18 protein-coding genes, 1 tRNA gene and 1 pseudogene are annotated in these 19,788 nt (G+C 55.2%); 12 read left to right on the top strand and 8 right to left on the bottom strand.

What is annotated here, in order from left to right; all coding sequences use genetic code 11:
- Positions 1 to 15 precede the first annotated feature (15 nt).
- Together ACIQ2T_RS03350 and ACIQ2T_RS03345 are read right to left on the bottom strand one after the other, a co-directional pair.
- Positions 16 to 501 carry an RNA pyrophosphohydrolase gene (locus tag ACIQ2T_RS03350; protein WP_397589567.1) on the bottom strand — a complete coding sequence of 162 codons (486 nt, stop codon included), beginning with the start codon at positions 499 to 501 and terminating at the stop codon, positions 16 to 18.
- Positions 498 to 1,457, bottom strand: a complete 960-nt coding sequence (locus ACIQ2T_RS03345) for an alpha/beta hydrolase (protein ID WP_397589566.1) — start codon at positions 1,455 to 1,457, stop codon at positions 498 to 500. The genes ACIQ2T_RS03350 and ACIQ2T_RS03345 overlap by 4 nt, the downstream gene beginning before the upstream one ends.
- A 190-nt stretch (positions 1,458 to 1,647) precedes the next feature.
- Here ACIQ2T_RS03345 and ACIQ2T_RS03340 point away from each other — a divergent pair, with 190 nt between their 5' ends.
- Both ACIQ2T_RS03340 and ACIQ2T_RS03335 read left to right on the top strand, forming a co-directional pair.
- The gene (locus ACIQ2T_RS03340; RefSeq protein WP_397589565.1) at positions 1,648 to 2,610 is read left to right on the top strand and encodes a metal-dependent hydrolase; all 963 of its coding nucleotides are present in this window, start codon (positions 1,648 to 1,650) and stop codon (positions 2,608 to 2,610) included.
- The gene (locus ACIQ2T_RS03335; RefSeq protein WP_397589564.1) at positions 2,607 to 4,010 is read left to right on the top strand and encodes a cryptochrome/photolyase family protein; all 1,404 of its coding nucleotides are present in this window, start codon (positions 2,607 to 2,609) and stop codon (positions 4,008 to 4,010) included. Before ACIQ2T_RS03340 ends, ACIQ2T_RS03335 begins: the two co-directional genes overlap by 4 nt.
- 70 nt (positions 4,011 to 4,080) lie before the next feature.
- On the opposite strand, the gene ACIQ2T_RS03330 is transcribed toward ACIQ2T_RS03335, so the two are convergent.
- Both ACIQ2T_RS03330 and purF read right to left on the bottom strand, forming a co-directional pair.
- Positions 4,081 to 4,791 (bottom strand): SDR family NAD(P)-dependent oxidoreductase, encoded by a 711-nt coding sequence (locus ACIQ2T_RS03330; RefSeq protein WP_397589563.1) that lies wholly within the window; start codon positions 4,789 to 4,791, stop codon positions 4,081 to 4,083.
- 3 nt (positions 4,792 to 4,794) lie between these two features.
- A complete protein-coding gene (purF, locus tag ACIQ2T_RS03325) occupies positions 4,795 to 6,252 on the bottom strand; it encodes an amidophosphoribosyltransferase (RefSeq protein WP_397589562.1) in 1,458 nt (485 codons plus the stop codon).
- 128 nt (positions 6,253 to 6,380) lie between these two features.
- On the opposite strand from purF, the gene hisI reads away from it, so the two are divergent.
- The gene (hisI, locus tag ACIQ2T_RS03320; RefSeq protein ID WP_397589561.1) at positions 6,381 to 6,740 is read left to right on the top strand and encodes a phosphoribosyl-AMP cyclohydrolase; all 360 of its coding nucleotides are present in this window, start codon (positions 6,381 to 6,383) and stop codon (positions 6,738 to 6,740) included.
- Between the two features lie 55 nt (positions 6,741 to 6,795).
- On the opposite strand, the gene ACIQ2T_RS03315 is transcribed toward hisI, so the two are convergent.
- The 4 genes from ACIQ2T_RS03315 to ACIQ2T_RS03300 form a co-directional block, all read right to left on the bottom strand.
- Positions 6,796 to 8,013: a dihydroorotase family protein gene (locus tag ACIQ2T_RS03315; protein WP_397589560.1), complete on the bottom strand. Its 1,218-nt coding sequence runs from the start codon at positions 8,011 to 8,013 to the stop codon at positions 6,796 to 6,798.
- Positions 8,010 to 9,005: an aspartate carbamoyltransferase catalytic subunit gene (locus tag ACIQ2T_RS03310; RefSeq protein WP_397589559.1), complete on the bottom strand. Its 996-nt coding sequence runs from the start codon at positions 9,003 to 9,005 to the stop codon at positions 8,010 to 8,012. Before ACIQ2T_RS03310 ends, ACIQ2T_RS03315 begins: the two co-directional genes overlap by 4 nt.
- 80 nt (positions 9,006 to 9,085) lie before the next feature.
- A complete protein-coding gene (ruvX, locus tag ACIQ2T_RS03305) occupies positions 9,086 to 9,547 on the bottom strand; it encodes a Holliday junction resolvase RuvX (protein ID WP_397589558.1) in 462 nt (153 codons plus the stop codon).
- Positions 9,544 to 10,653, bottom strand: a complete 1,110-nt coding sequence (locus tag ACIQ2T_RS03300; protein WP_397589557.1) for a DUF3089 domain-containing protein — start codon at positions 10,651 to 10,653, stop codon at positions 9,544 to 9,546. Before ACIQ2T_RS03300 ends, ruvX begins: the two co-directional genes overlap by 4 nt.
- Positions 10,654 to 10,793: 140 nt before the next feature.
- Between ACIQ2T_RS03300 and gatC the strand changes: the two genes are divergently transcribed.
- The 9 genes and pseudogenes from gatC to ACIQ2T_RS03255 form a co-directional block, all read left to right on the top strand.
- Positions 10,794 to 11,081: an Asp-tRNA(Asn)/Glu-tRNA(Gln) amidotransferase subunit GatC gene (gatC, locus tag ACIQ2T_RS03295; RefSeq protein ID WP_397589556.1), complete on the top strand. Its 288-nt coding sequence runs from the start codon at positions 10,794 to 10,796 to the stop codon at positions 11,079 to 11,081.
- Positions 11,081 to 12,565 (top strand): Asp-tRNA(Asn)/Glu-tRNA(Gln) amidotransferase subunit GatA, encoded by a 1,485-nt coding sequence (gene gatA, locus ACIQ2T_RS03290; protein WP_397589555.1) that lies wholly within the window; start codon positions 11,081 to 11,083, stop codon positions 12,563 to 12,565. The genes gatC and gatA overlap by 1 nt, the downstream gene beginning before the upstream one ends.
- Before the next feature lies 1 nt (position 12,566).
- Positions 12,567 to 14,033 (top strand): Asp-tRNA(Asn)/Glu-tRNA(Gln) amidotransferase subunit GatB, encoded by a 1,467-nt coding sequence (gene gatB / locus ACIQ2T_RS03285; RefSeq protein ID WP_397589554.1) that lies wholly within the window; start codon positions 12,567 to 12,569, stop codon positions 14,031 to 14,033.
- Positions 14,034 to 14,138: 105 nt separating this feature from the next.
- A tRNA-Leu gene (locus ACIQ2T_RS03280) sits at positions 14,139 to 14,223 on the top strand.
- A gap of 93 nt (positions 14,224 to 14,316) precedes the next feature.
- On the top strand, positions 14,317 to 15,816 hold the full coding sequence (gene tig / locus ACIQ2T_RS03275) for a trigger factor (protein WP_397589553.1): 1,500 nt from the start codon (positions 14,317 to 14,319) through the stop codon (positions 15,814 to 15,816).
- A 107-nt stretch (positions 15,817 to 15,923) separates the two neighbouring features.
- The gene (locus tag ACIQ2T_RS03270; protein WP_397589552.1) at positions 15,924 to 17,036 is read left to right on the top strand and encodes an energy transducer TonB; all 1,113 of its coding nucleotides are present in this window, start codon (positions 15,924 to 15,926) and stop codon (positions 17,034 to 17,036) included.
- Between the two features lie 165 nt (positions 17,037 to 17,201).
- A complete protein-coding gene (locus ACIQ2T_RS03265; RefSeq protein ID WP_306063475.1) occupies positions 17,202 to 17,834 on the top strand; it encodes an ATP-dependent Clp protease proteolytic subunit in 633 nt (210 codons plus the stop codon).
- Positions 17,835 to 17,968: 134 nt separating this feature from the next.
- Positions 17,969 to 19,240 (top strand): ATP-dependent Clp protease ATP-binding subunit ClpX, encoded by a 1,272-nt coding sequence (gene clpX / locus ACIQ2T_RS03260; RefSeq protein WP_397589551.1) that lies wholly within the window; start codon positions 17,969 to 17,971, stop codon positions 19,238 to 19,240.
- Positions 19,241 to 19,504: 264 nt separating this feature from the next.
- Positions 19,505 to 19,788: pseudogene (locus tag ACIQ2T_RS03255) on the top strand (TonB-dependent receptor); the annotation flags it as partial.

Raw genomic sequence — 19,788 nt, 5'->3', positions numbered from 1 at the left:
TGCCTTGAGTACTGCCTAAATCAGGTCGGCAAATTCCGCGAGAATATTCTCGTATAGCCGCTTTTTGAACGGTACTATGAGTTGCGGCAACATCGGCGCATCCACCCACTGCCAGCTGCTAAATTCCCGATGCTCGGTTTCAATGTTGACATCCGCATCGGTGCCTTTGAACCGCATCAAAAACCAGTTTTGCCGTTGACCGCGATATTTACCCTTCCAGATCCGCCCGATCATATCGTCAGGCAAATCATAGGAATGCTCATCGCGGCTGCGGGCCAGCACGTCGACCAAGTCCGCACGGACCCCAGTTTCTTCAAATAATTCTCGTAATGCGGCGGTCTCTGCATCCTCGCCGTCATCAATACCGCCTTGCGGCATTTGCCAGGCGTCCGTGCCTTCGGGCCGGTCCAAGCGTTGGCCAACAAATATTTTGCCCTGCATGTTGGCGAGCATGATGCCGGCGCAAGGCCGGTAAGGCAGATCTTCAAATGTAGCGGTCATGCAGCGGGCGTTACTTCAGCGAGCATGATTTTCAAAGCCCTGATGTAGCTTTCAACGTCAGTTTGAACCGAAGGAATGGCCTGGCGAATGTTGATATGGCCATGAATATTGCCATCGGCACTAATGTGCTGAACATGAACGCCGGCCTGTTTTAGCTTTTCGACATAAGCAAGGCCTTGATCGCGCAAGGGGTCTAAGCTGGCGGTGGTCACAAGGCTTGGCGGCATGCCTTCTTGCAAAAAGTTCAGCGGTTCGGAACGATAGTCACCCGGCGATGCCGCATGGCCTTCGCCAAAATACACCATGGCTTCTTCCGTCAGCAAAAAGCCATTGGCAAACTCGCGCATGCTTGGCCAATCGGCATCAAGCGTGACAACGGGATAGAGGGGAAATTGCACCAGCACGGGAACGGCAGCAGGCTTATCGCGCAGCGCCATAGTGGTGACGATGGTCAAATTGCCCCCCGCACTGTCGCCCGATGTGATGAGGCCAGTGACCTCTAGTCCGAGTTCTTTCGGGCTGCTCGCAATCCAGCGGGTTGCGGCTTCGCAATCTTCTGCCGGTGCGGGGAATGGGTATTCTGGCGATAACCTGTAGTCGATGGAGATAACTGGCAGGTCCAATAAGCGCGCGACTTCCGCGCAATAGGGCTCGTAGGTATAAAGACTGCCGATCACGAAGCCACCGCCATGGTAGAACACCATGACGGGCCCGGCGCCGCGGTCGCTGCGGCTGTCGAAAACGCGGGCGGGGATATTACCTGCGGGGCCGGGAATTTCAATGTCTCGGATGACCGCAAGTTCGCCCACTGGCGCGTCGGCAACGTCGCGCATGGCCGTTGTCATCGCGCGCGCCTCATCGGCAGAGACTTCCCAGAATTTAGGGCCAGGAACTGCGTTCAAAAACTGAAGGAATAAGGCCACATCAGGGCGGACGAAGGGGGCGGTTTCAGTCATCTCAATCTCCTTGTTGTCCCTGCGATAGGGCGGTGCGCGGTGCAGGTCCAGCACATTGAAACGCAAAAATCTTGTTAACATATGGGCTGACGATATAGCCACTGCGCGCTCCGAGCCCTTACGTGAACAAAATCTCTCATATTGATAACGCCGTATTGCCATTTCACGGTGTTTCCGTCAGCGCAAGTAAATGGATAATCTTACACATAGCCTCGTTGGCGCATTGCTCGGCCAAATGGGCTTGAAGCGGAAAACTGGCCTTGCGATGCCAACGCTGATTATTGCGGCCAATATTCCAGACATTGATGCGATAACGACGCTGCTTGGCGGGCAACAGCATCTCGCGCTTCGACGCGGACTTACGCATGGGCCTATTGCTATGCTTGTCCTGCCGCTGCTGCTCTGGGGCGCAATGCTTGCGTTTGATAGTTGGCAAACAAAGCAAGGAAAGCGGCCAGAAAAGCGATTGTCAGTACATAAAGGCTGGTTGCTGGTGCTGGCCTATATAGGCTGCTTGAGCCATCCCTTGTTCGATTGGTTCAACAGCTATGGCATCCGTTTGCTTGAGCCATTTTCAAGCCAGTGGTTCTATGGCGACGCCTTGTTCATTATCGACATCTGGTTGTGGGCTGCACTGATTACTGGTGTTTGGGTTTCGCGGCGCCGTGAGCGCACCGGCAAAGCACATTGGCGCACGCCTGCTCTCATAAGCTTCGCAGCCATCTGTGCTTATATTTTAGCCAATGGCCTTATCACCGGCCGCGCTGAGCAATTGACGGCCGAGACTGTGCAGAAAAAGTTCAATGTTGCGCCCACTTTGGTGGTTGCCAATCAGGTACCAGTGCAATTCTGGAAACGCGAGATGCTGTGGCGCAACAACAGCCATTACGGGCACGGTAGCTATACAATGTTCGATGACGTGAGAATCGATAATTCCATGCGCGCGCATTACATGGGCGTTGCGGATAATAATGCGTTTGAGGCTAACGTCACCAGAGGGTCGCCCTTGCTGTTTTGGTCACGCATGCCCGTCGCGCAGATAGTGGATGCAGGCAATAAGCGGACGTTGAAAATATCCGACCAGCGTTTTACCGATCCTTTGGTCGGAGACCGATTTAGCGCGTACTTCCCCATCGGAGACGAGAGCAAATGAACGCCCCAGTCATCCTCTGGTTTCGCCGTGACTTGCGCCTTGCCGACCAGCCAGCATTGGCAGCGGCAGCGGCAGTTGTGAGCGGCGCGCCAGTCATTCCAATCTATATCCTCGATGACGATACGCCAAAACATCGCAAGATGGGTGCGGCCTCGCGCTGGTGGTTGCACCACAGTCTGGCCGCGCTTGATGCCGATTTGCAGGCGCTGGGTTCGCGGTTGATCCTACGAGCCGGTAAATCGGACGAGGTTTTATGCTCGTTGGCCGCGGAAACCGGTGCATCAGCCATTCACTGCACGCGCCATTATGAACCATGGTGGCGCAATGCGGAGAAGGCTGTTGCCAATGGCTTGGACGAAGGTTGTGCGTTCATATGCCATGACGGCAATTATCTGCTTCCCGCAGGCAGCGTTACCACGGGCAGCGGCGGACAGTATAAAATCTACACGCCGTTCATGCGGGCCTTGTGGCAGCATATGCCACCGCCCGCTCCATTGGCACTTCCCACGCATATCGCTGTGCCTGAGAACTGGCCAGCAAGCGAGAATATCGGCGAATGGAATTTGCTGCCCACTACGCCTGATTGGTCGGGCGGCATGATCAACATGTGGACGCCCGGCGAGGCGGGAGCCAAAAAGCGTCTTGAGAATTTTGTCGATAAGGCAGGGCTTTACGACGAGAAACGCAACCTGCCATCGGTCGAAGGTTCATCGTTCTTGTCTGCACATCTGCACTTTGGCGAGATTTCACCCGCCGCGTGCTGGCATGCAACGATGCATGCGGGCGGATCGGTTGATGTGTTCCTCAAGGAACTGGTTTGGCGGGACTATGCGCAGAATGTGATCGTTCAAATGCCTGAATATGGCGCCAAGAACGCGCGCGATGCGTTTGATAAACTGCCTTGGCGAGACGTATCCGATCCGGCGGTGAATGCAGATTTTGTTGCGTGGACCAAAGGGCGGACGGGCTATCCCATTGTCGATGCCGGAATGCGGCAATTATGGGCGACGGGGTGGATGCACAACCGTGTAAGGATGATTGCCGCTTCGTTTCTTACCAAGCACCTGCTGATTGACTGGCGCGAAGGCGAGAAGTGGTTTTGGGATACGCTTGTCGACGCCGATTATGGCAGCAATAGCGTCAATTGGCAGTGGACCGCAGGGACTGGTGTCGACAGCAATATGTTCGTGCGGATCATGGCGCCGCTATCGCAGTCGGAGAAATTCGATGCCGCGCGCTATATCCGCGAATGGGTGCCCGAACTGGCGGATCTGCAGGCGCCTTATATTCACGATCCGGATGAATATGGCGCGCGTCCGAAAAGCTATCCGCGCAAGATTATTGGCCATAAAGCCGCGCGTGAGCGTGCGTTAAAGGCGCATGAGGTGGTGAAGGGCTAAGGGAGGCAGGGTGACGGTCGGGGGAGTATAAAGTGACGGCGATATGCGCGCAGAGTGACGAGACTTTTAACTAACCTTCTAACACCAACCGATGCCCACTCGCGAACTCGGTTTGCAGCATATTCAATATCGCATCGGCGACAACAATTGGTTCCTTCACCGTCGCTGGGTCTTCCCCAGGATAGGCCTTTGCCCGCATCGTTGTGCGCGTGCGGCCTGGGTCAATGACTGCAGTGCGGACTTGCGACAGGTTTTTGACCTCTTCGCCATAGCTATCGACTAGATTTTCCAACGCTGCCTTTGATGCCCCATATGCGCCCCAGAACGCGCGCGGCGTTGCGCCTACGGACGAGGTCAGCGCGACCAAGCGGCCAGCCTCGCTTTTGCGCAATAAGGCGTCGAACGAAGCGATCATGACTTGCTGTGCAGAGACGTTCAACGTTAACAAGCGCGCAAACTCTGCGCCGTCTATCGCGGACACTGGGCTAAGCGTGCCAAGCATCGCGGCATTGAGAATAAGGATATCAAGTTTGCCCCATCGCTGGGTTACTGCGGCGGCAAGCCGAGCGATGCTGTCGCCGTCAGTTAAATCGAGCGGCGCAATGGTGGCGCTGCCGCCAGCCTCAAAAATCGCATCCTCGACGGCTTCCAGATCTTTGGCTGTGCGCGCGGTGAGGATGACATGGGCACCTTGCGCGGCTAGTGCCGTTGCCGTTGCCGCGCCTATTCCGCGACTTGCGCCGGTGACCAGCGCAACCTTGCCTTCAAATATCTTCGCCATCGCCTAAGCCGGCTTCCGGTCGCCAAGCATCATCAGGTCGCTCGCCTCATGCTCTTCATGGTCGGTCAGGGTGGTAGGATAATCGCCTGTGAAGCAAGCGTCGCAATATTGCGGCTTATCTGCATGACGCGAATCTTCGCCAAGCGCCCTGTACAGCCCGTTGATGGACAAGAAGGCGAGGCTGTCAGCCTGAATAAACTGCCGCATTTGTTCTACATCCATGCGGCTGGCGAGCAGCTTGGAACGTTCGGGTGTGTCGACGCCGTAAAAGCAACTGTTCATCGTTGGCGGGCTAGCGATGCGCATATGCACCTCGGCGGCCCCAGCCTCGCGCATCATCTGCACGATCTTAAGCGAAGTTGTCCCACGCACGATAGAATCATCAATGAGGACAATGCGTTTGCCCGCAACGAGATTCCGGTTGGCGTTATGCTTTAGCTTTACGCCCAAATGGCGAACGCCGTCGCCTGGCTGAATGAAGGTGCGTCCGACATAATGTGATCGGATGATCCCAAGCTCGAACGGGATTTTTGCGGCTTCTGCATAGCCGATGGCAGCAGGCGTGCCGCTGTCAGGTACGGGGATGACATAATCGACATCAACGCCATTTTCGCGCGCCAGTTCAGCGCCAATGGCCTTGCGGACCGAATAGACGCTGATACCTTCAACGATGGAATCGGGCCGTGAAAAATAGACATGCTCAAAAATGCATGGGCGTTGCGATACGGGAATGAAGGGCTTGTGCGACTGGATTTCAGTCCCGCGCACAACTACCAATTCGCCGGGTTCAACTGACCTGATATATTCCGCACCGACGATATCAAGCGCCACGGTTTCTGACGCGAAGATGATGGTATCGCCAAGTTTGCCCATCACCAAAGGACGAATGCCCAGTGGGTCGCGGCAGGCAATCATACCCTCAGTGGTGAGGCAAAGGAGCGAATAGGCGCCCTCAACGCGCTTCAACGCGTCAATGAGCCGATCAAGCAACGTCCGGTAGCCAGAGGTGGCTACCAGATGGATGATGACTTCGGTGTCGGATGTGGACTGAAAAATCGATCCGCGACGCACAAGGTCGCGGCGCACCGTCATGGCGTTTGAAATATTGCCGTTGTGCGCGATAGCAAATCCGCCGGTGGCAAGGTCAGCGTATAATGGCTGGACATTGCGCAGTGATGTCTCGCCAGTGGTCGAATAGCGGACATGGCCAATCGCGCATCGCCCGGCGAGACCGCCCATAATTTCCTCGCGGTCAAAATTGCCTGCCACATGGCCCATTGCACGGTGCGTATGGAAATCATGATCGTCATAACTAGTGATGCCCGCAGCCTCTTGGCCGCGATGTTGGAGCGCATGGAGCCCAAGCGCCACCATGGCAGAGGCGCCTTCAGTGTCATAGACACCAAAAATCCCGCACTCCTCACGAAGTTTGTCGTCATCAAAAGGGTCGGTGGTCAGCATATATCGAATCCCGCTGCGCTTCGCTGGCACGCCTATAGGCATGGCTGTGCCGAATGTCTCCCCCTTGTCGCATGGTTGTAACAAAGAAAATGTTGGCAGGGCATTTGTGCATGGGTTAGGATTGCGAAATGACCGACGAAAGAGAAAGCGGATTGACGCTTAACCCCAAATATGACGCCAATGGTTTGGTAACCGCAGTGGTTACGGACGAAGGCGATGGTGCGGTGTTAATGGTGGGGCATATGAACGCAGAGGCGCTTGCGAAGAGCCTGGAAACCCGCACAACTGTGTTCTTTTCCCGCAGCCGCCAGCGGCTTTGGCAAAAGGGCGAGAGCAGCGGTAATGTCCTGCATATCATTGATATGCGCATCGACTGCGATCAAGATGCAATCTGGATAGTCGCTCGACCGGAAGGTCCGACGTGCCACACAGGAAAACGCAGTTGCTTTTATCGTAGGGTCACTGATGCGGGGCTTGAGCCCGTTTGAGGCTATCGACCATTACCTGCGGCGCCCTGTTTTGCCTTTTGTTGCGGTGGCGGGTCTAGACAACCTTGCCGCCCTTTAGCATATGGCGAACGCGCCCTTGAACGGGCAAGCTATCAAACGGAGTATTTCCCGCCAATGCAGCCATACGGTCACCGTCGACCTGCCATGGCGCGTCTGGATCAATCAGGATCAGATCGGCCTCTTGCCCTTCGACAATATGGCCTGCGTTCAATCCCAATATCTTTGCGGGGTTAGACGCAAGGAGTTCAAACATTCGGCCGGTCGAGATGACGTTGTCGCGCACGAGGTTGAGCGACATTGCCAGCAACGTTTCTGCGCCCGCCATGCCAGGCGCGCTTTCGGAAAAAGGCAGCCGCTTGTCCTCTGGACCACGCGGGTCATGTCCGGATGCGATGACGTCAATGGTGCCATCGGCAATTGCTGCGATACAAGCCAGCCGGTCACTTTCCGAACGCAAGGGCGGCGAAAGGCTTGCAAAGGTGCGGAAATCGGAAATGGCGTTGTCCGATAAAAACAGATGTGCAGGCGTAATGCCACACGTAACGTGCAGCCCCATTGCCTTTGCGGCGCGAACGAGGTCAAGCCCGCGCGCTGTGGTGACTTGCCGAAAATGCACACGCGCGCCGCTTTCTTCAGCCAGCATAAGGTCGCGCGCGATGGCAAGGGTTTCAGCGACGATTGGTGCGCTTGATAGGCCAAGAAAAGTGGCCGTTTCGCCCGCAGTTGCCACGGCATGACCAGCTACACCTGAATCTTCGCAATGCAGAATGACGGGAAGGTTGAGCGCGGCACAATATTGCATGATCCGCAGCATGACGCCGCTGTCGGATATCCATTTGCGGCCAGTGGCAACGCCGATTGCGCCTGCTTCTTTCATCAGCGCGATTTCCGCTATCCGAAGCCCATCAAGCCCTTGGGTCGCAGCGGCAAGGGGATGCACCCACAAATCAGGCTTACCCTTCAACGCAGCGAAGCGCACGGTGGCCGGATCATCATGTACTGGCAACTGGTCGGGCATCAACGCCGCGCGGGTAATCCCACCAAAGCGGAAGGCTGGCTTGTCCGTTTTGAACACGCCAAAATCTATAATACCAGGCGCAACGATGAGCCCGCTTGCATCGACGTGACCCGCAATGGGTGCAGCCTTGCCAACTGATGCAATTTTGCCATCTTCAATATGCAGATGCAGCGGTTCGGCCTTGTCTGCGCCGGGCAATATGACATGGCCGTGAATGATGTTGACGCCGGTCATGCCCAGCCCTCCTGACCGCGCGCTTTGCGGGTCAATATATCAAGGCAGGCCATGCGCACCGCGACACCCATTTCAACCTGTTCGATAATGGCGGAGCGTTCGACATGGTCCGCTACGCTGCTTGCGATTTCAACACCTCGGTTCATGGGGCCAGGGTGCATGACCAACGCATCAGGCTTGGCCAATGCAAGCCGCCGTTCGTCGAGGCCATAAAGATGAAAATATTCACGCGGCGAGGGAATGAAATCGCCCTGCATACGCTCGCTTTGAAGGCGCAGCATCATAATCACGTCGGCCCCGTTGAGCGCCGCATCGAAATTGCTAAAGGGAATAGCGCCAAAGGCCTCTATGCCGCTGGGCATCAGGGCCGGAGGCGCAACAACGCGGACTTCTGCGCCCAGCGATTTTAGGCAAAACAGGTTCGACCGCGCAACGCGGCTGTGCAGGACATCACCGCAAATGGCCACGGTTTGACCTTCTATTTTGCCTTTCCGGCGCATGATGGTCAGCGCGTCGAGCAAAGCCTGTGTCGGGTGTTCGTGGCTGCCATCTCCAGCGTTCAGGACTGGGCAGTCGACCTTGCTCGAAATCAATTGGACCGCGCCCGAACTGCCATGGCGTATCACAATGGCATCAGCGCGCATGGCGTTTAGGGTCATTGCGGTATCAATAAGCGTCTCGCCCTTTTTTACGCTCGATTGCGCAGCATGCATATTGACTACGTCAGCACCAAGCCGCTTTCCAGCGATTTCGAAAGACAATAATGTACGCGTTGAATTTTCGAAAAAGGCATTGATGATCGTCAAGCCCGAAAGCCTATCATCATGCTTTGCGGCGCCAGAGCGGTTCAACACCACCCATTGCTGCGCTTCTTTCAGGATGTAGAGGATTTCCCATTTCTGAAGACCGGCGATACCAAGCAAATGCTTGTGCGGAAAAGCATCCGACCCTCTTGGAAAGCTGTCGGCGGCAAAGGGCTGTGTCCATGTCATTAAAGCGATGCCCTTAATGGGAATAGAGCAAAGACTCAATCATTTTGTGGTTTGTGCCGTAGGGGAGTTGTGCTGCCCCGCTAGCCAAGGGTCAAAGCATCAATCGCGCCTTGCAGGATAAACGCCGCCGCCCCGCTGTCGATTTTCTCAGCGCGTTTTGCGCGGCTCATGTCAGCGGCGATCATGTCACGTTCTACTGCTTGTGTGGACCAGCGTTCGTCGCGCAGCAATATAGGCAGGCCGAGATCTTCAATGTTGCGCGCAAATGCCCGGCTTGATTGGCTGCGCGGGCTTTCACTTCCATCCATGTTGAGCGGCAAGCCAATGACAATGCCGCGCGTCGGACGTGTCGCCAGCGCGGCCTTTAGTTCAAACTTGTCCTTTGTGAACTTGCTGCGTTTGATAAGATCTGCGGGCGAGGCAAAGGTCCAGCCAGCATCACAAAAAGCGGTACCAATAGTCTTGCTGCCGACATCAAGCCCAATCAGCACGCCACCTTCAGGCAATTGAGTACGAAAGTCGGAAACCGATTCATAAATCATTTTTGTAGATATTTCCGCAGCCGCCATGTCGCATCCGCCCGGACATTGGCCCAGAACAGAGGAAAATCATACACATGGTAATTGTTGCCGGGCAGGACATAGGGACCAATCTCCGGCGGGTCGCCAATTAGCAAAAAGCCTTTGTCATCGCAGCGGGCAGGCACCGCACCCACAATCAATGCGCCAGTTATCATCTTATCGTCCGGCTTCAATGTGCCCAGATTTGCCTTCATCAAAGCAGCAGGTGCGGCACCACCGTTTAACGGATTGGTGCATAACATAGCTGTGTCCTTGCGCGGCTGCCCGGTAAAGCCGTTGGTGGCGTTGTAGACTTTAACCATACGGTCATATTCGGCCGGTTCGGCAAAGCTCTGCCACGCCATGATGCAGCCAGTGTCATCGGGGCCCGTGCAGGCAGGTAGCCCCATTTTAGGCATGTCAGCGGTTACCGATATTGGCCAACCAACAACATAGGCCGCGACAATCCGCTTTGCGATTGGTTTGCCAGCGACGCGGTCTTTTAACAAATGCGCGAGATGCAGCGCGCCTTGGCTGTGGCCTGCCAATATGATCGGGCGGTCTTTTTGGACCTTTGCCACAAATTCATCAAAAGCCAGTAAAATGTCCTGATACGCGGCGCCGAGTGCTTGCTGGCCTTCTGGCTTTGTCGTCAGAAACGCACCAATTGCGGCCTGACGGTAGCGCGGCGCCCACATTTCGCCAGCGCTCGCAAAAGGGGATGCAAGGCCACGCAGGAAAAGCTGGGCACGGTCCTGCGATTCTGCGTCATTGAGGGGCGCGTTCCAATAATCCCTGCCGATGTAAGACGTTGGATGGACAAAAAATATAGCGGCAGACCCGGGTATCTCTGCCTTAGCGGCACCAGTCGGTAGCCAATCTGCTGGATTGCCAATTTTGCCGGGGCGGGCGAACCACATATCATTGCCCGCATATTTGCTGGGTTCAAACGCCGCCTGCTTTTCAAATTTGGCGGTCGGGACAAAGGCAAGTTCTGTCAGTTCGCTTTCATAAATGCGGATAATGAAACCGCCCGCAATGACGAGAACGATGAGCACTGCGACGATGTATAAAAATTTACGAGCCAAGTTTAAGTCCTGAGATTTTGAGCCGATTTAGCGGATTGGACGGAAATAGCATCGGAAAATTGAACGGGGGCTGAAAGATTAGGTCTTTACCCCAAGCTTTTCCGTTGAAGCATAGCAGACGCAATGCTAGCGGCTGGCTCATGTCTGTAGATAAAGATACCGTGAACAAAATCGCACGGCTTTCGCGTATCGCGATTAGCGATGCTGAGGCTGACAAGATGGTCGGCGAACTCAATGGCATTCTTGCCTGGGTGGAGCAATTGGGGGAGGTCGACGTTACCGGCGTTGAGCCGATGACGGCAGTTATCTCCAACACGCTCCGCCTGCGTGACGACGTCGTCACAGACGGCGACGTGCGCGATAAGGTGCTTGCCAATGCGCCAGCCAAGGAGGGTAGCTTTTTTGGCGTGCCTAAGGTGATCGAATAATGACTGATTTTTCAAGACTTGGCGTGGCCGCCATCCGCGATGGCGTGGCCGATGGTGCATTCAAGGCGGTGGAGGTCGCTGAAGCGTTGAATGCACGTGTGTCGGCGGCAAAGGCCCTCAACGCTTTCATCCTTGAAACGCCCGAAAAGGCAATCGAGGCTGCGCAGGCAGTTGATGCTGACCGCGCCGCTGGCAAGCCGCTTGGCAAAATGGCGGGTGTGCCCATTGGCATGAAGGATCTTTTTTGCACCGAAGGCGTGCAGACGACGGCCGCAAGCCATATCCTCGAAGGCTTTGTGCCGACCTATGAGTCCACCGTGTCCGCTAATTTGTGGAAGGCTGGGGCAGCGATGCTCGGCAAGTTGAACATGGACCAGTTCGCCATGGGTTCGTCGAATGAGACCAGCTATTTCGGTAATGTTATATCGCCATGGCGCCGCAATGATGGCGGCAATGCCGCACTTGCGCCCGGCGGCTCATCAGGTGGTTCGTCATCGGCCATTGCCGCGCGGCTGTGCCCCGCAGCGACGGGAACGGACACTGGCGGCTCGATTCGTCAGCCTGCGGCGTTCGTGGGCATTAGCGGCATCAAGCCAACCTATGGCCGCTGCTCGCGCTGGGGCGTGGTGGCATTTGCCAGTTCGCTTGATCAAGCAGGCCCAATGGCACGCGACGTACGTGACTGCGCAATCATGCTTGAGGCAATGGCAGGCTTTGACCCGAAAGATTCGACGTCGCTTGATCTGCCAGTGCCTGCATGGGAGGCTGGCCTTAACAGCGATCTTAAGGGCAAGCGCATTGGTATTCCCAAGGAGTATCGCCTGGATGGTATCGACGAAGATATCTCCAAGATGTGGGATAATGGCATAGCTTGGTTGAAAGATGCAGGCGCCGAAATCGTCGACATTAGCTTGCCGCACACAAAATACGCGTTGCCCGCTTATTATATTATCGCGCCTGCCGAAGCGTCGTCAAACCTTGCACGTTATGACGGCGTGCGTTTCGGTCTGCGTGACTTGCCCGAAGGCGCTGGCTTGCAGGATATGTATGCCGCCACCCGCGCCGCTGGCTTCGGTGAAGAGGTCCGCCGCCGAATCATGATCGGCACTTATGTGCTCAGCGCAGGTTTCTATGATGCCTATTATACGCAAGCCCAAAAGGTCCGCGCTTTGATCGCGCGCGATTTTGACAATGCATGGGCAAGCTGCGACCTCATCCTTGCGCCAACCGCACCAAGCGGGGCGTTTGGTTTGGGTGAGAAGAACGCCGACCCGCTGTCGATGTATTTAAACGACGTGTTTGCTGTACCAGCCTCGCTGGCTGGACTGCCCGCAATGTCTGTTCCCGGCGGTCTTTCAAAAGAAGGCTTGCCGATGGGGCTTCAGATTATCGGCAAAGCTCTCGATGAACAGGCTGTGCTCAATGCAGGCCTAGCCATCGAGCAGCGTTCAGGATTTACGGCGGAAGCCGGAGAGTGGTGGTAATATGACTGAATACCGCATCCAAGGGAATACAGGCGAGTGGGAGGTCGTGATTGGCCTTGAGGTCCATGCGCAGGTGACCAGCGAATCCAAGCTGTTTTCCGGCTCCTCGACCGGCTTTGGTGCCGAACCGAACAGCCATGTTAGCCTTGTGGACGCCGCGATGCCGGGCATGTTGCCTGTGCCCAACCGCGAATGTTTGCGTCAGGCCGTGCGCACCGGCATGGCGATAAATGCGCAGATCAATCGCTGGTCGCGGTTCGACCGGAAGAATTATTTCTACGCCGATTTGCCACAAGGCTACCAGATTTCGCAACTTTACCACCCGATTGTCGGTGAAGGCGAAATTGAGGTGACGCTGAACGAAAAAGACCCCGACAGCGCGGTGAAGACAATCGGCATCGAACGAATCCACGTCGAACAGGATGCGGGCAAGCTGATGCATGACCAACATCCGACGATGTCTTTTGTCGACCTCAACCGCTCGGGTGTCGCGCTGATGGAAATCGTCTCGCGCCCTGATATGCGCAGCCCGCAAGAGGCGGGGGCCTATGTCAAAAAACTGCGCTCGATCCTGCGCTACGTTGGGTCATGCGACGGCAATATGGAACAAGGATCGATGCGCGCAGACGTCAATGTGTCGGTCCGTAAGCCCGGAGGCGAGCTTGGCACCCGCACCGAGACGAAGAACGTCAACTCGATCCGCTTCATGATGCAAGCGATTGAGTATGAGGCGCAGCGTCAGGTCGACCTCATTGAAAGCGGCGGCGCTGTTGTGCAGGAAACACGGCTATTTGATGCCAACAAGATGGAAACGCGTTCAATGCGCTCGAAAGAGGACGCGCATGATTATCGGTATTTCCCTGACCCCGATTTGTTGCCGGTGGAATTGGACGACGCGTTTCTGGAGGAATGTCGTGCGTCCTTGCCTGAGCTTCCAGATGCCAAACGCGCGCGCTACGAGTCATTGGGCCTGACTGCCTATAATGCTGCCGTTTTAACCGCAGAGGCGGAGACGGCATTCTGGTTCGAAGACTTGTTGGCCGAGGGCGTGGACGCAAGACAGGGTTCCAACTGGCTGATGTCTGAACTGTTTGGTGCACTGAACAAGTTGGGCAAAACGCTTGATGAAAGCCCGGTTAGCCCGAATCAGGCTGCTGAGCTCCTGCGTCTCGTTTCTGATGGCACTATCAGCGGTAGCATCGCTAAGCAGGTCTTTGAAATCATGCTGGAGACAGGGCAGGGGGCATCAGTAATTGTCGAGGAAAAGGGCCTGAAGCAAACCAGCGATACCGGCGCGATTGAGGCAGAAATCGCTAAAATCATGGCTGCGAATGAAGACAAAGTGACCGAATATCGTTCGGGCAAAGACAAGTTGTTCGGCTTCTTCGTGGGGCAAACAATGAAGGCAATGCAGGGCAAGGCCAATCCGCAGATCATCAACGATCTGTTGAAAAAGGCGCTTGGCTGACACGGGCAAGAGGCGACAGAGGTGCATTCGCCGCTTCTCCCCTTGCCCCGCCGCGGCTTTCCCGTTAGGGGCTCTCGTCGTTTGTGAAACGGCAGCTTTTCGTAAGCGGGCGTGGCGGAATTGGTAGACGCACCAGATTTAGGTTCTGGCATCGCAAGGTGTGGGGGTTCGAGTCCCTTCGCCCGCACCACGAAAAAGGGACGTTCCCGGCTGTCGCTGAACCCGAAAGCCAATTAACAGTTTTTGGCAGGCCAGAGGGCCCGCCGTAGATAGAGAAGAAAACATGCAGACCGTCGAGACACAGAATGAAGGCCTGAAGCGCGCTTATCGCATGACGATTTCCGCAAAGGACGTTGAATCCCGCATTGATGCCGAGGTGAAGAAAATTGCACCTCAAGTGCGTATGCCCGGTTTCCGTGCAGGCAAGGTTCCTGCCAATCTAGTCAAGAAGATGCACAAGGATTCGTTGCTTCAGGACGCCCTCAACAGCTCAATTCAGGAAGGCGTCCAAAAAGCGATTTCTGACAACAAACTGCGTCCAGCGACTCAGCCGCATGTACACCTTGGTGAAGATTATGCGCCCGGCAAGGACGCGGTTGTCGACTTCCATCTGGAAATCCTGCCTGCGATTGCAGCGCCATCCATCGATAACATCACGCTTGAGCGCCTGATTGTTGAAGTCAGCGATGCGCAGGTTGACGAATCGATCCTAAAGCTTGCCCAAGGCCAAAAGAGCTTTGGAGCAGCTGATAAGAAATATGCCGCCAAGATGGGCGACAGTGTCGTCATCGATTTTGAAGGCAAGGTTGACGGCGTGCCTTTCGAAGGCGGCAAGGGCGAAGGCATGGCGGTAGAGCTTGGCTCGGGCCAGTTGATCCCGGGCTTCGAAGACCAATTGGTTGGCGTGAAGGCCAATGACGAGAAGGTACTGAACGTAACCTTCCCAGAAGATTACAACGCCGAAAACCTGAAGGGTAAGGCCGCAACTTTTGATATCGTTGTCAACGAAGTGCGCAAGCCAGTCGAAGCCAAGGCCGATGACAATCTTGCCAAGATGTTCGGACTAGATGGCATCGACAAGCTTCGCGAACTGATGAAGGTTCAGGTTGAGCAAGAACATAACGGCCTGACCCGCACTTACATGAAGCGCCAGCTGCTTGATCAGCTCGCCGCCGATCATGATTTCGACGTGCCGCCATCAATGGTCGAAGCTGAATTCGAACAGATTTGGGCACAGTTGGAGCAGGAAGCTGCGCGTGAGGAAGACGCCGAAGCCGCGAAAAAGGAAATGGAAGCAGAGCGCGAAGAGTATCGCGACATCGCCGTCCGTCGTGTGCGTCTTGGCCTGTTGCTCTCCGAAATCGGCCAAGCCAATGGCGTTGAAGTCAGCTCGCAGGAAATGAACATGCTCGTGCAGCAAGCTGCGCAGCAATATCGCCCCGAAGAGCGTCAGCGTTTTGTGCAGTATTTGCAGGAAAACCCGATGGCAGCGGCCCAGCTACGCGCGCCGATGTTTGAAGACAAGGTAGTCGACTTCCTGTTCGACAAGGCGACTGTTTCGGAAAAGACCGTGACTAAGGACGTTCTTGAAGCGGCAATCGAGGCAGAACCAGACGCCAAGCCGGCAGCCAAGAAGAAGGCGCCAGCGAAAAAGGCCGCAGCAAAGGAAGAAGCACCTGCAAAGGAAGTGAAGCCTGCTGCAAAGAAGGCCGCCCCTAAAAAGGAAGCCGAATCCGCACCAGCTAAGAAGACGCCTGCCAAAAAAGCTGCGCCTAAGAAATAATCTCTGCGATATACGATAAAGCAAAAGGGGGGATGCGACGCGTCCCCCCTTTTTGTATCTGCTAAGGCGTCTTGCAGTGGATGATCATTGGTGGCATCCTCTTGTTTATGATAACGTTTCTTTTCGCCTTGGTCGCTCCAACAATCACTATATCGCCGTCAGTTGCCCGCCCTCCGATTGTGACGACGGTCAGCCCCACTGAACGGTCCGCGCGGCGTCAGACCGTGGTTGTAATGCAGCCTATGTCTGGCCGATGCGAAGATGGCGCACTGGATTTTTCCCGCGTTCAAACGCCAATCGCCGACCTTCTTTGGGTAACCGGCAGCAATGCGGACCAACCGGTTACAATGAGCTTCCGCATTGACGAAAGTGGGCGTCCGCTTGGCATTCAGCGTGACCCAGCAACCTATGGTATGGCGGCGGACTTGGCACCGTCGCTCGCCGCCAGCCGATTTGCGTCCGGCGCGGCGCGAGAGGGGTGCGTAATTGTCTATCAGCCCAAGCGTAGCAGCATCGCTGATACCGACCTGCAACACCTCATCGGCTACTCGATTTTCGCGCAATCACGGCCACCCAAAGAGCTGTTTGACCGGATTGCACCCGCGGGATCAGACTGCAACACCAAGCGGCCAGCCGTTCTGTTGCGTGCGGTTCCCGATTTTGAAAAAATCCCCGCGACAACGGGCCGTTCCGATTGGAGCATGGTGCAGTTTGACATTGACGCAGCGGGCAAACCGGTGGGTCTTCGAATATATGGGGCAACGGGCAATCAAGCGCTGGATAAGGCGTCGTTGAAGGCTGTGGAGCAATCACGCTTTACAAAGGGGGCTAAACAGGGCTGTCTCTATCCCTATACGCGGCGCGGTGGCACGCTGGCCGCACCGGAAAGCAAAGAGATTGCAGCATATCGCAGCGAAGATAGTAATTGTCCCCAGACGGTAGAGTGGAAATCTCAGCCAACATTGACGTATCCGGAAAATTTCCGGCGGCGCGATATTGAAGGCTGGGCGGTCATAGCGTTTGATCTGGCGCCATGGGGCGGGGTCGGTAACGCAAAGGTCGTAGCCGCCGAACCCGCTACCGAATTTGGCGAAGCGGCTCAAAGAATCGTGCTTGGTAGCTTCACTGCGCCATCAAAGCAGGGCTACAGCAATTGCGTTGTGCGGGTCCGTTACGCCATGCAGAGGCAGGATCGCGCAGCACAAGTGAATGTCGATTAGGTCGCTAAATGGTGAATAAAGAATCGAATTTGTGAAATATGGAGCCACGGCGCCCTTCGTAGCGCTCAAATTCATCTCCAAACTTAACCGTTTTCGTGCTTGAAACTTTGGTTGCCCGCGCCGATGTAGGGACTAACGCAAAACATAACATCTTAGAGGTATTTCATGCACGTTCCTTTTGATCCCGTTCAAGCATTGGTTCCCGTCGTTATCGAGCAATCGAACCGTGGGGAGCGCAGCTGGGACATTTTTTCGCGTCTGTTGCGCGAGCGGATCATTTTCGTGACGGGCGAAGTTGAGGACAATATGGCCTCAGTCATCACCGCGCAGTTACTGTTTCTCGAATCGGACAATCCGAAGAAAGACATTTGGATGTATATCAACTCGCCCGGCGGTGTTGTCACCGCTGGCATGGCGATACATGATACGATGCAGTACATCCGCCCGAAAGTCGGTACAGTGTGCATTGGGCAGGCTGCATCGATGGGCAGTTTTCTCCTTGCTGCTGGTGAACCCGGCATGCGGGTCGCTTTGACCAACGCACGGATCATGGTGCATCAGCCTTCTGGTGGTGCGCGTGGCATGGCATCCGACATCCAGATTCAGGCAAATGAGATACTTCGTATTCGCAAGCGTATGAACGATCTTTACGCGAAATATACAGGTAAGCCTCTGAAGGACATCGAAAAAGCGATGGACCGTGACACCTTTCTTGAAGCTGACGAGGCGAAGGCCTTTGGCCTGATCGATGAAGTGTATGACAAGCGGCCATCGAATGCGGATGCCGACGCAAGCTGATCCCATTTGCAATTCACAAAGGCAGCTTGGTCAGGATGGACGGTTCGTTTTCGGCTATTGCCAAATCGGAACGCATCTTTAGGGTGTTGGTTTAATAACGTGCGTCAATTTTCGGCGTGCAAGCAGGATATATTATGACGAAGTTGAGCGGATCAGATACAAAGAGCACATTATATTGCTCCTTCTGCGGAAAATCGCAGCATGAAGTCCGCAAGCTGATCGCAGGCCCCACTGTGTTTATCTGCGATGAGTGTGTCGAACTTTGCAACGACATCATCCGCGAAGAAACAAAGGGCGCGCTGAACGGCCGCAAAGAGGGCGAAGTTCCCACGCCGCAGGAAATCTGTGAAGTCCTTGATGACTATGTCATAGGGCAGCCGCAGGCGAAACGCGTGCTGTCTGTTGCCGTGCATAACCATTACAAGCGCCTTCATCACGGTGGTAAGGGCGCGGATGTTGAACTTGCAAAGTCGAACATCCTTCTGGTCGGCCCCACCGGTTGTGGGAAGACCCTGCTTGCGCAAACGCTTGCCAAGACGTTCGATGTGCCTTTCACCATGGCAGACGCGACGACTTTAACCGAGGCGGGTTATGTCGGCGAAGATGTCGAGAATATCATTCTGAAGCTGCTTCAAGCATCCGATTATAACGTCGAGAAGGCTCAGCGCGGGATCGTGTATATCGACGAAATCGACAAGATTAGCCGCAAGGCGGAAAACCCATCCATTACCCGCGACGTGAGCGGTGAGGGCGTTCAGCAGGCTTTGCTGAAGCTTATGGAAGGCACAACAGCGAGCGTTCCGCCCCAAGGCGGCCGCAAGCATCCGCAGCAGGAGTTCCTGCAGGTCGACACAACGAACATATTGTTCATCTGCGGCGGCGCATTTGCTGGCCTTGAGAAGATTATTTCAAACCGCCTTGAAGGCAAGTCCATTGGTTTTGGTGCACATGTCGCCGATCCTGATGAGCGCGGCACTGGCGAAATTTTGAAACAGGTCGAGCCCGAGGATCTTTTGAAATATGGCCTGATCCCGGAATTTGTTGGGCGTTTGCCTGTCACCGCAACGCTGGAAGATCTTGATATCGCGGCGTTGGTGAGAATCCTGTCAGAGCCTAAGAACGCGCTGGTGAAGCAATATCGCAAGCTGTTCGAGATGGAAGACGTAGGGTTGAGCTTTACCGATGATGCGCTTGAAGCGGTCGCCAAAAAGGCGATCGAGCGCAAAACCGGTGCGCGCGGACTGCGTTCAATTCTTGAGGCTATTTTGTTGGATACCATGTTCGATCTGCCGACCTATGACGGCGTCGATGAGGTTGTTGTCGACAAGGATGTGGTTGAGGGGCGAAAGACCCCGGTGCTGGTATACGCCAAGTCTGCTAAGGCGGATAAAGAGGACGCTGCTTAAACCAAGGTCCACTGGACTGTGGCAAACCGGCCACGTTTGCGCATAAAATGCACTTTAATGCTGCTATGCACAATTTGCGGTAACGCAAAACTTTGCTTCCACCTTGCTGTCGGCTAAACGATGGCCGGCTTCTAGGGCAGATTGTCACTTTACTGACATTTTCTGGTCCCAAGGGGAGCGCTCGGTCCCTTTCGGGTGTGTGATTCGGTTTTTCCCCCGATTACGCGCCTCGGGTGGGGATGAAATTCAAAGGGGTCCTTTAATATGAAATCTCGTTTCCAGCTCGCAACCAGTGCCGTCGCACTGACGATCTGCAGCTTTTCTAACGCTGCATTTGCGCAGTCGACCGGCTCGGTCGATTTCGAAGAAGAAGTAATCGTCGTTTCCGGTTCGCGTTCGCAGGACGTGGCTGGCATCCAGTCACCTGACTCAACGAAGGCGAAGGCTGTTCTCACGCAGGAGTTGATTGAGCGCCAGAACCCAGGTCAGACGATCTTGGATACAATCAACGTAATTCCAGGCGTCAACTTTCAGAATAATGATGCCTA

The sequence above is a fragment of the Sphingorhabdus sp. genome, assembly GCF_044357595.1.
Taxonomy (GTDB): domain Bacteria; phylum Pseudomonadota; class Alphaproteobacteria; order Sphingomonadales; family Sphingomonadaceae; genus Sphingorhabdus_B.
This window is presented reverse-complemented; position numbering and strand designations above follow the sequence as displayed.

Coding starts and splice junctions, on each gene's coding strand:
- ACIQ2T_RS03350 (WP_397589567.1), bottom strand. CDS start 501: ATGACCGCTACATTTGAAGATCTGCCTTACCGGCCTTGCGCCGGCATC.
- ACIQ2T_RS03345 (WP_397589566.1), bottom strand. CDS start 1,457: ATGACTGAAACCGCCCCCTTCGTCCGCCCTGATGTGGCCTTATTCCTT.
- ACIQ2T_RS03340 (WP_397589565.1), top strand. CDS start 1,648: ATGGATAATCTTACACATAGCCTCGTTGGCGCATTGCTCGGCCAAATG.
- ACIQ2T_RS03335 (WP_397589564.1), top strand. CDS start 2,607: ATGAACGCCCCAGTCATCCTCTGGTTTCGCCGTGACTTGCGCCTTGCC.
- ACIQ2T_RS03330 (WP_397589563.1), bottom strand. CDS start 4,791: ATGGCGAAGATATTTGAAGGCAAGGTTGCGCTGGTCACCGGCGCAAGT.
- purF (WP_397589562.1), bottom strand. CDS start 6,252: ATGCTGACCACCGACCCTTTTGATGACGACAAACTTCGTGAGGAGTGC.
- hisI (WP_397589561.1), top strand. CDS start 6,381: ATGACCGACGAAAGAGAAAGCGGATTGACGCTTAACCCCAAATATGAC.
- ACIQ2T_RS03315 (WP_397589560.1), bottom strand. CDS start 8,013: ATGACCGGCGTCAACATCATTCACGGCCATGTCATATTGCCCGGCGCA.
- ACIQ2T_RS03310 (WP_397589559.1), bottom strand. CDS start 9,005: ATGACATGGACACAGCCCTTTGCCGCCGACAGCTTTCCAAGAGGGTCG.
- ruvX (WP_397589558.1), bottom strand. CDS start 9,547: ATGATTTATGAATCGGTTTCCGACTTTCGTACTCAATTGCCTGAAGGT.
- gatC (WP_397589556.1), top strand. CDS start 10,794: ATGTCTGTAGATAAAGATACCGTGAACAAAATCGCACGGCTTTCGCGT.
- gatA (WP_397589555.1), top strand. CDS start 11,081: ATGACTGATTTTTCAAGACTTGGCGTGGCCGCCATCCGCGATGGCGTG.
- gatB (WP_397589554.1), top strand. CDS start 12,567: ATGACTGAATACCGCATCCAAGGGAATACAGGCGAGTGGGAGGTCGTG.
- tig (WP_397589553.1), top strand. CDS start 14,317: ATGCAGACCGTCGAGACACAGAATGAAGGCCTGAAGCGCGCTTATCGC.
- ACIQ2T_RS03270 (WP_397589552.1), top strand. CDS start 15,924: ATGATAACGTTTCTTTTCGCCTTGGTCGCTCCAACAATCACTATATCG.
- ACIQ2T_RS03265 (WP_306063475.1), top strand. CDS start 17,202: ATGCACGTTCCTTTTGATCCCGTTCAAGCATTGGTTCCCGTCGTTATC.
- clpX (WP_397589551.1), top strand. CDS start 17,969: ATGACGAAGTTGAGCGGATCAGATACAAAGAGCACATTATATTGCTCC.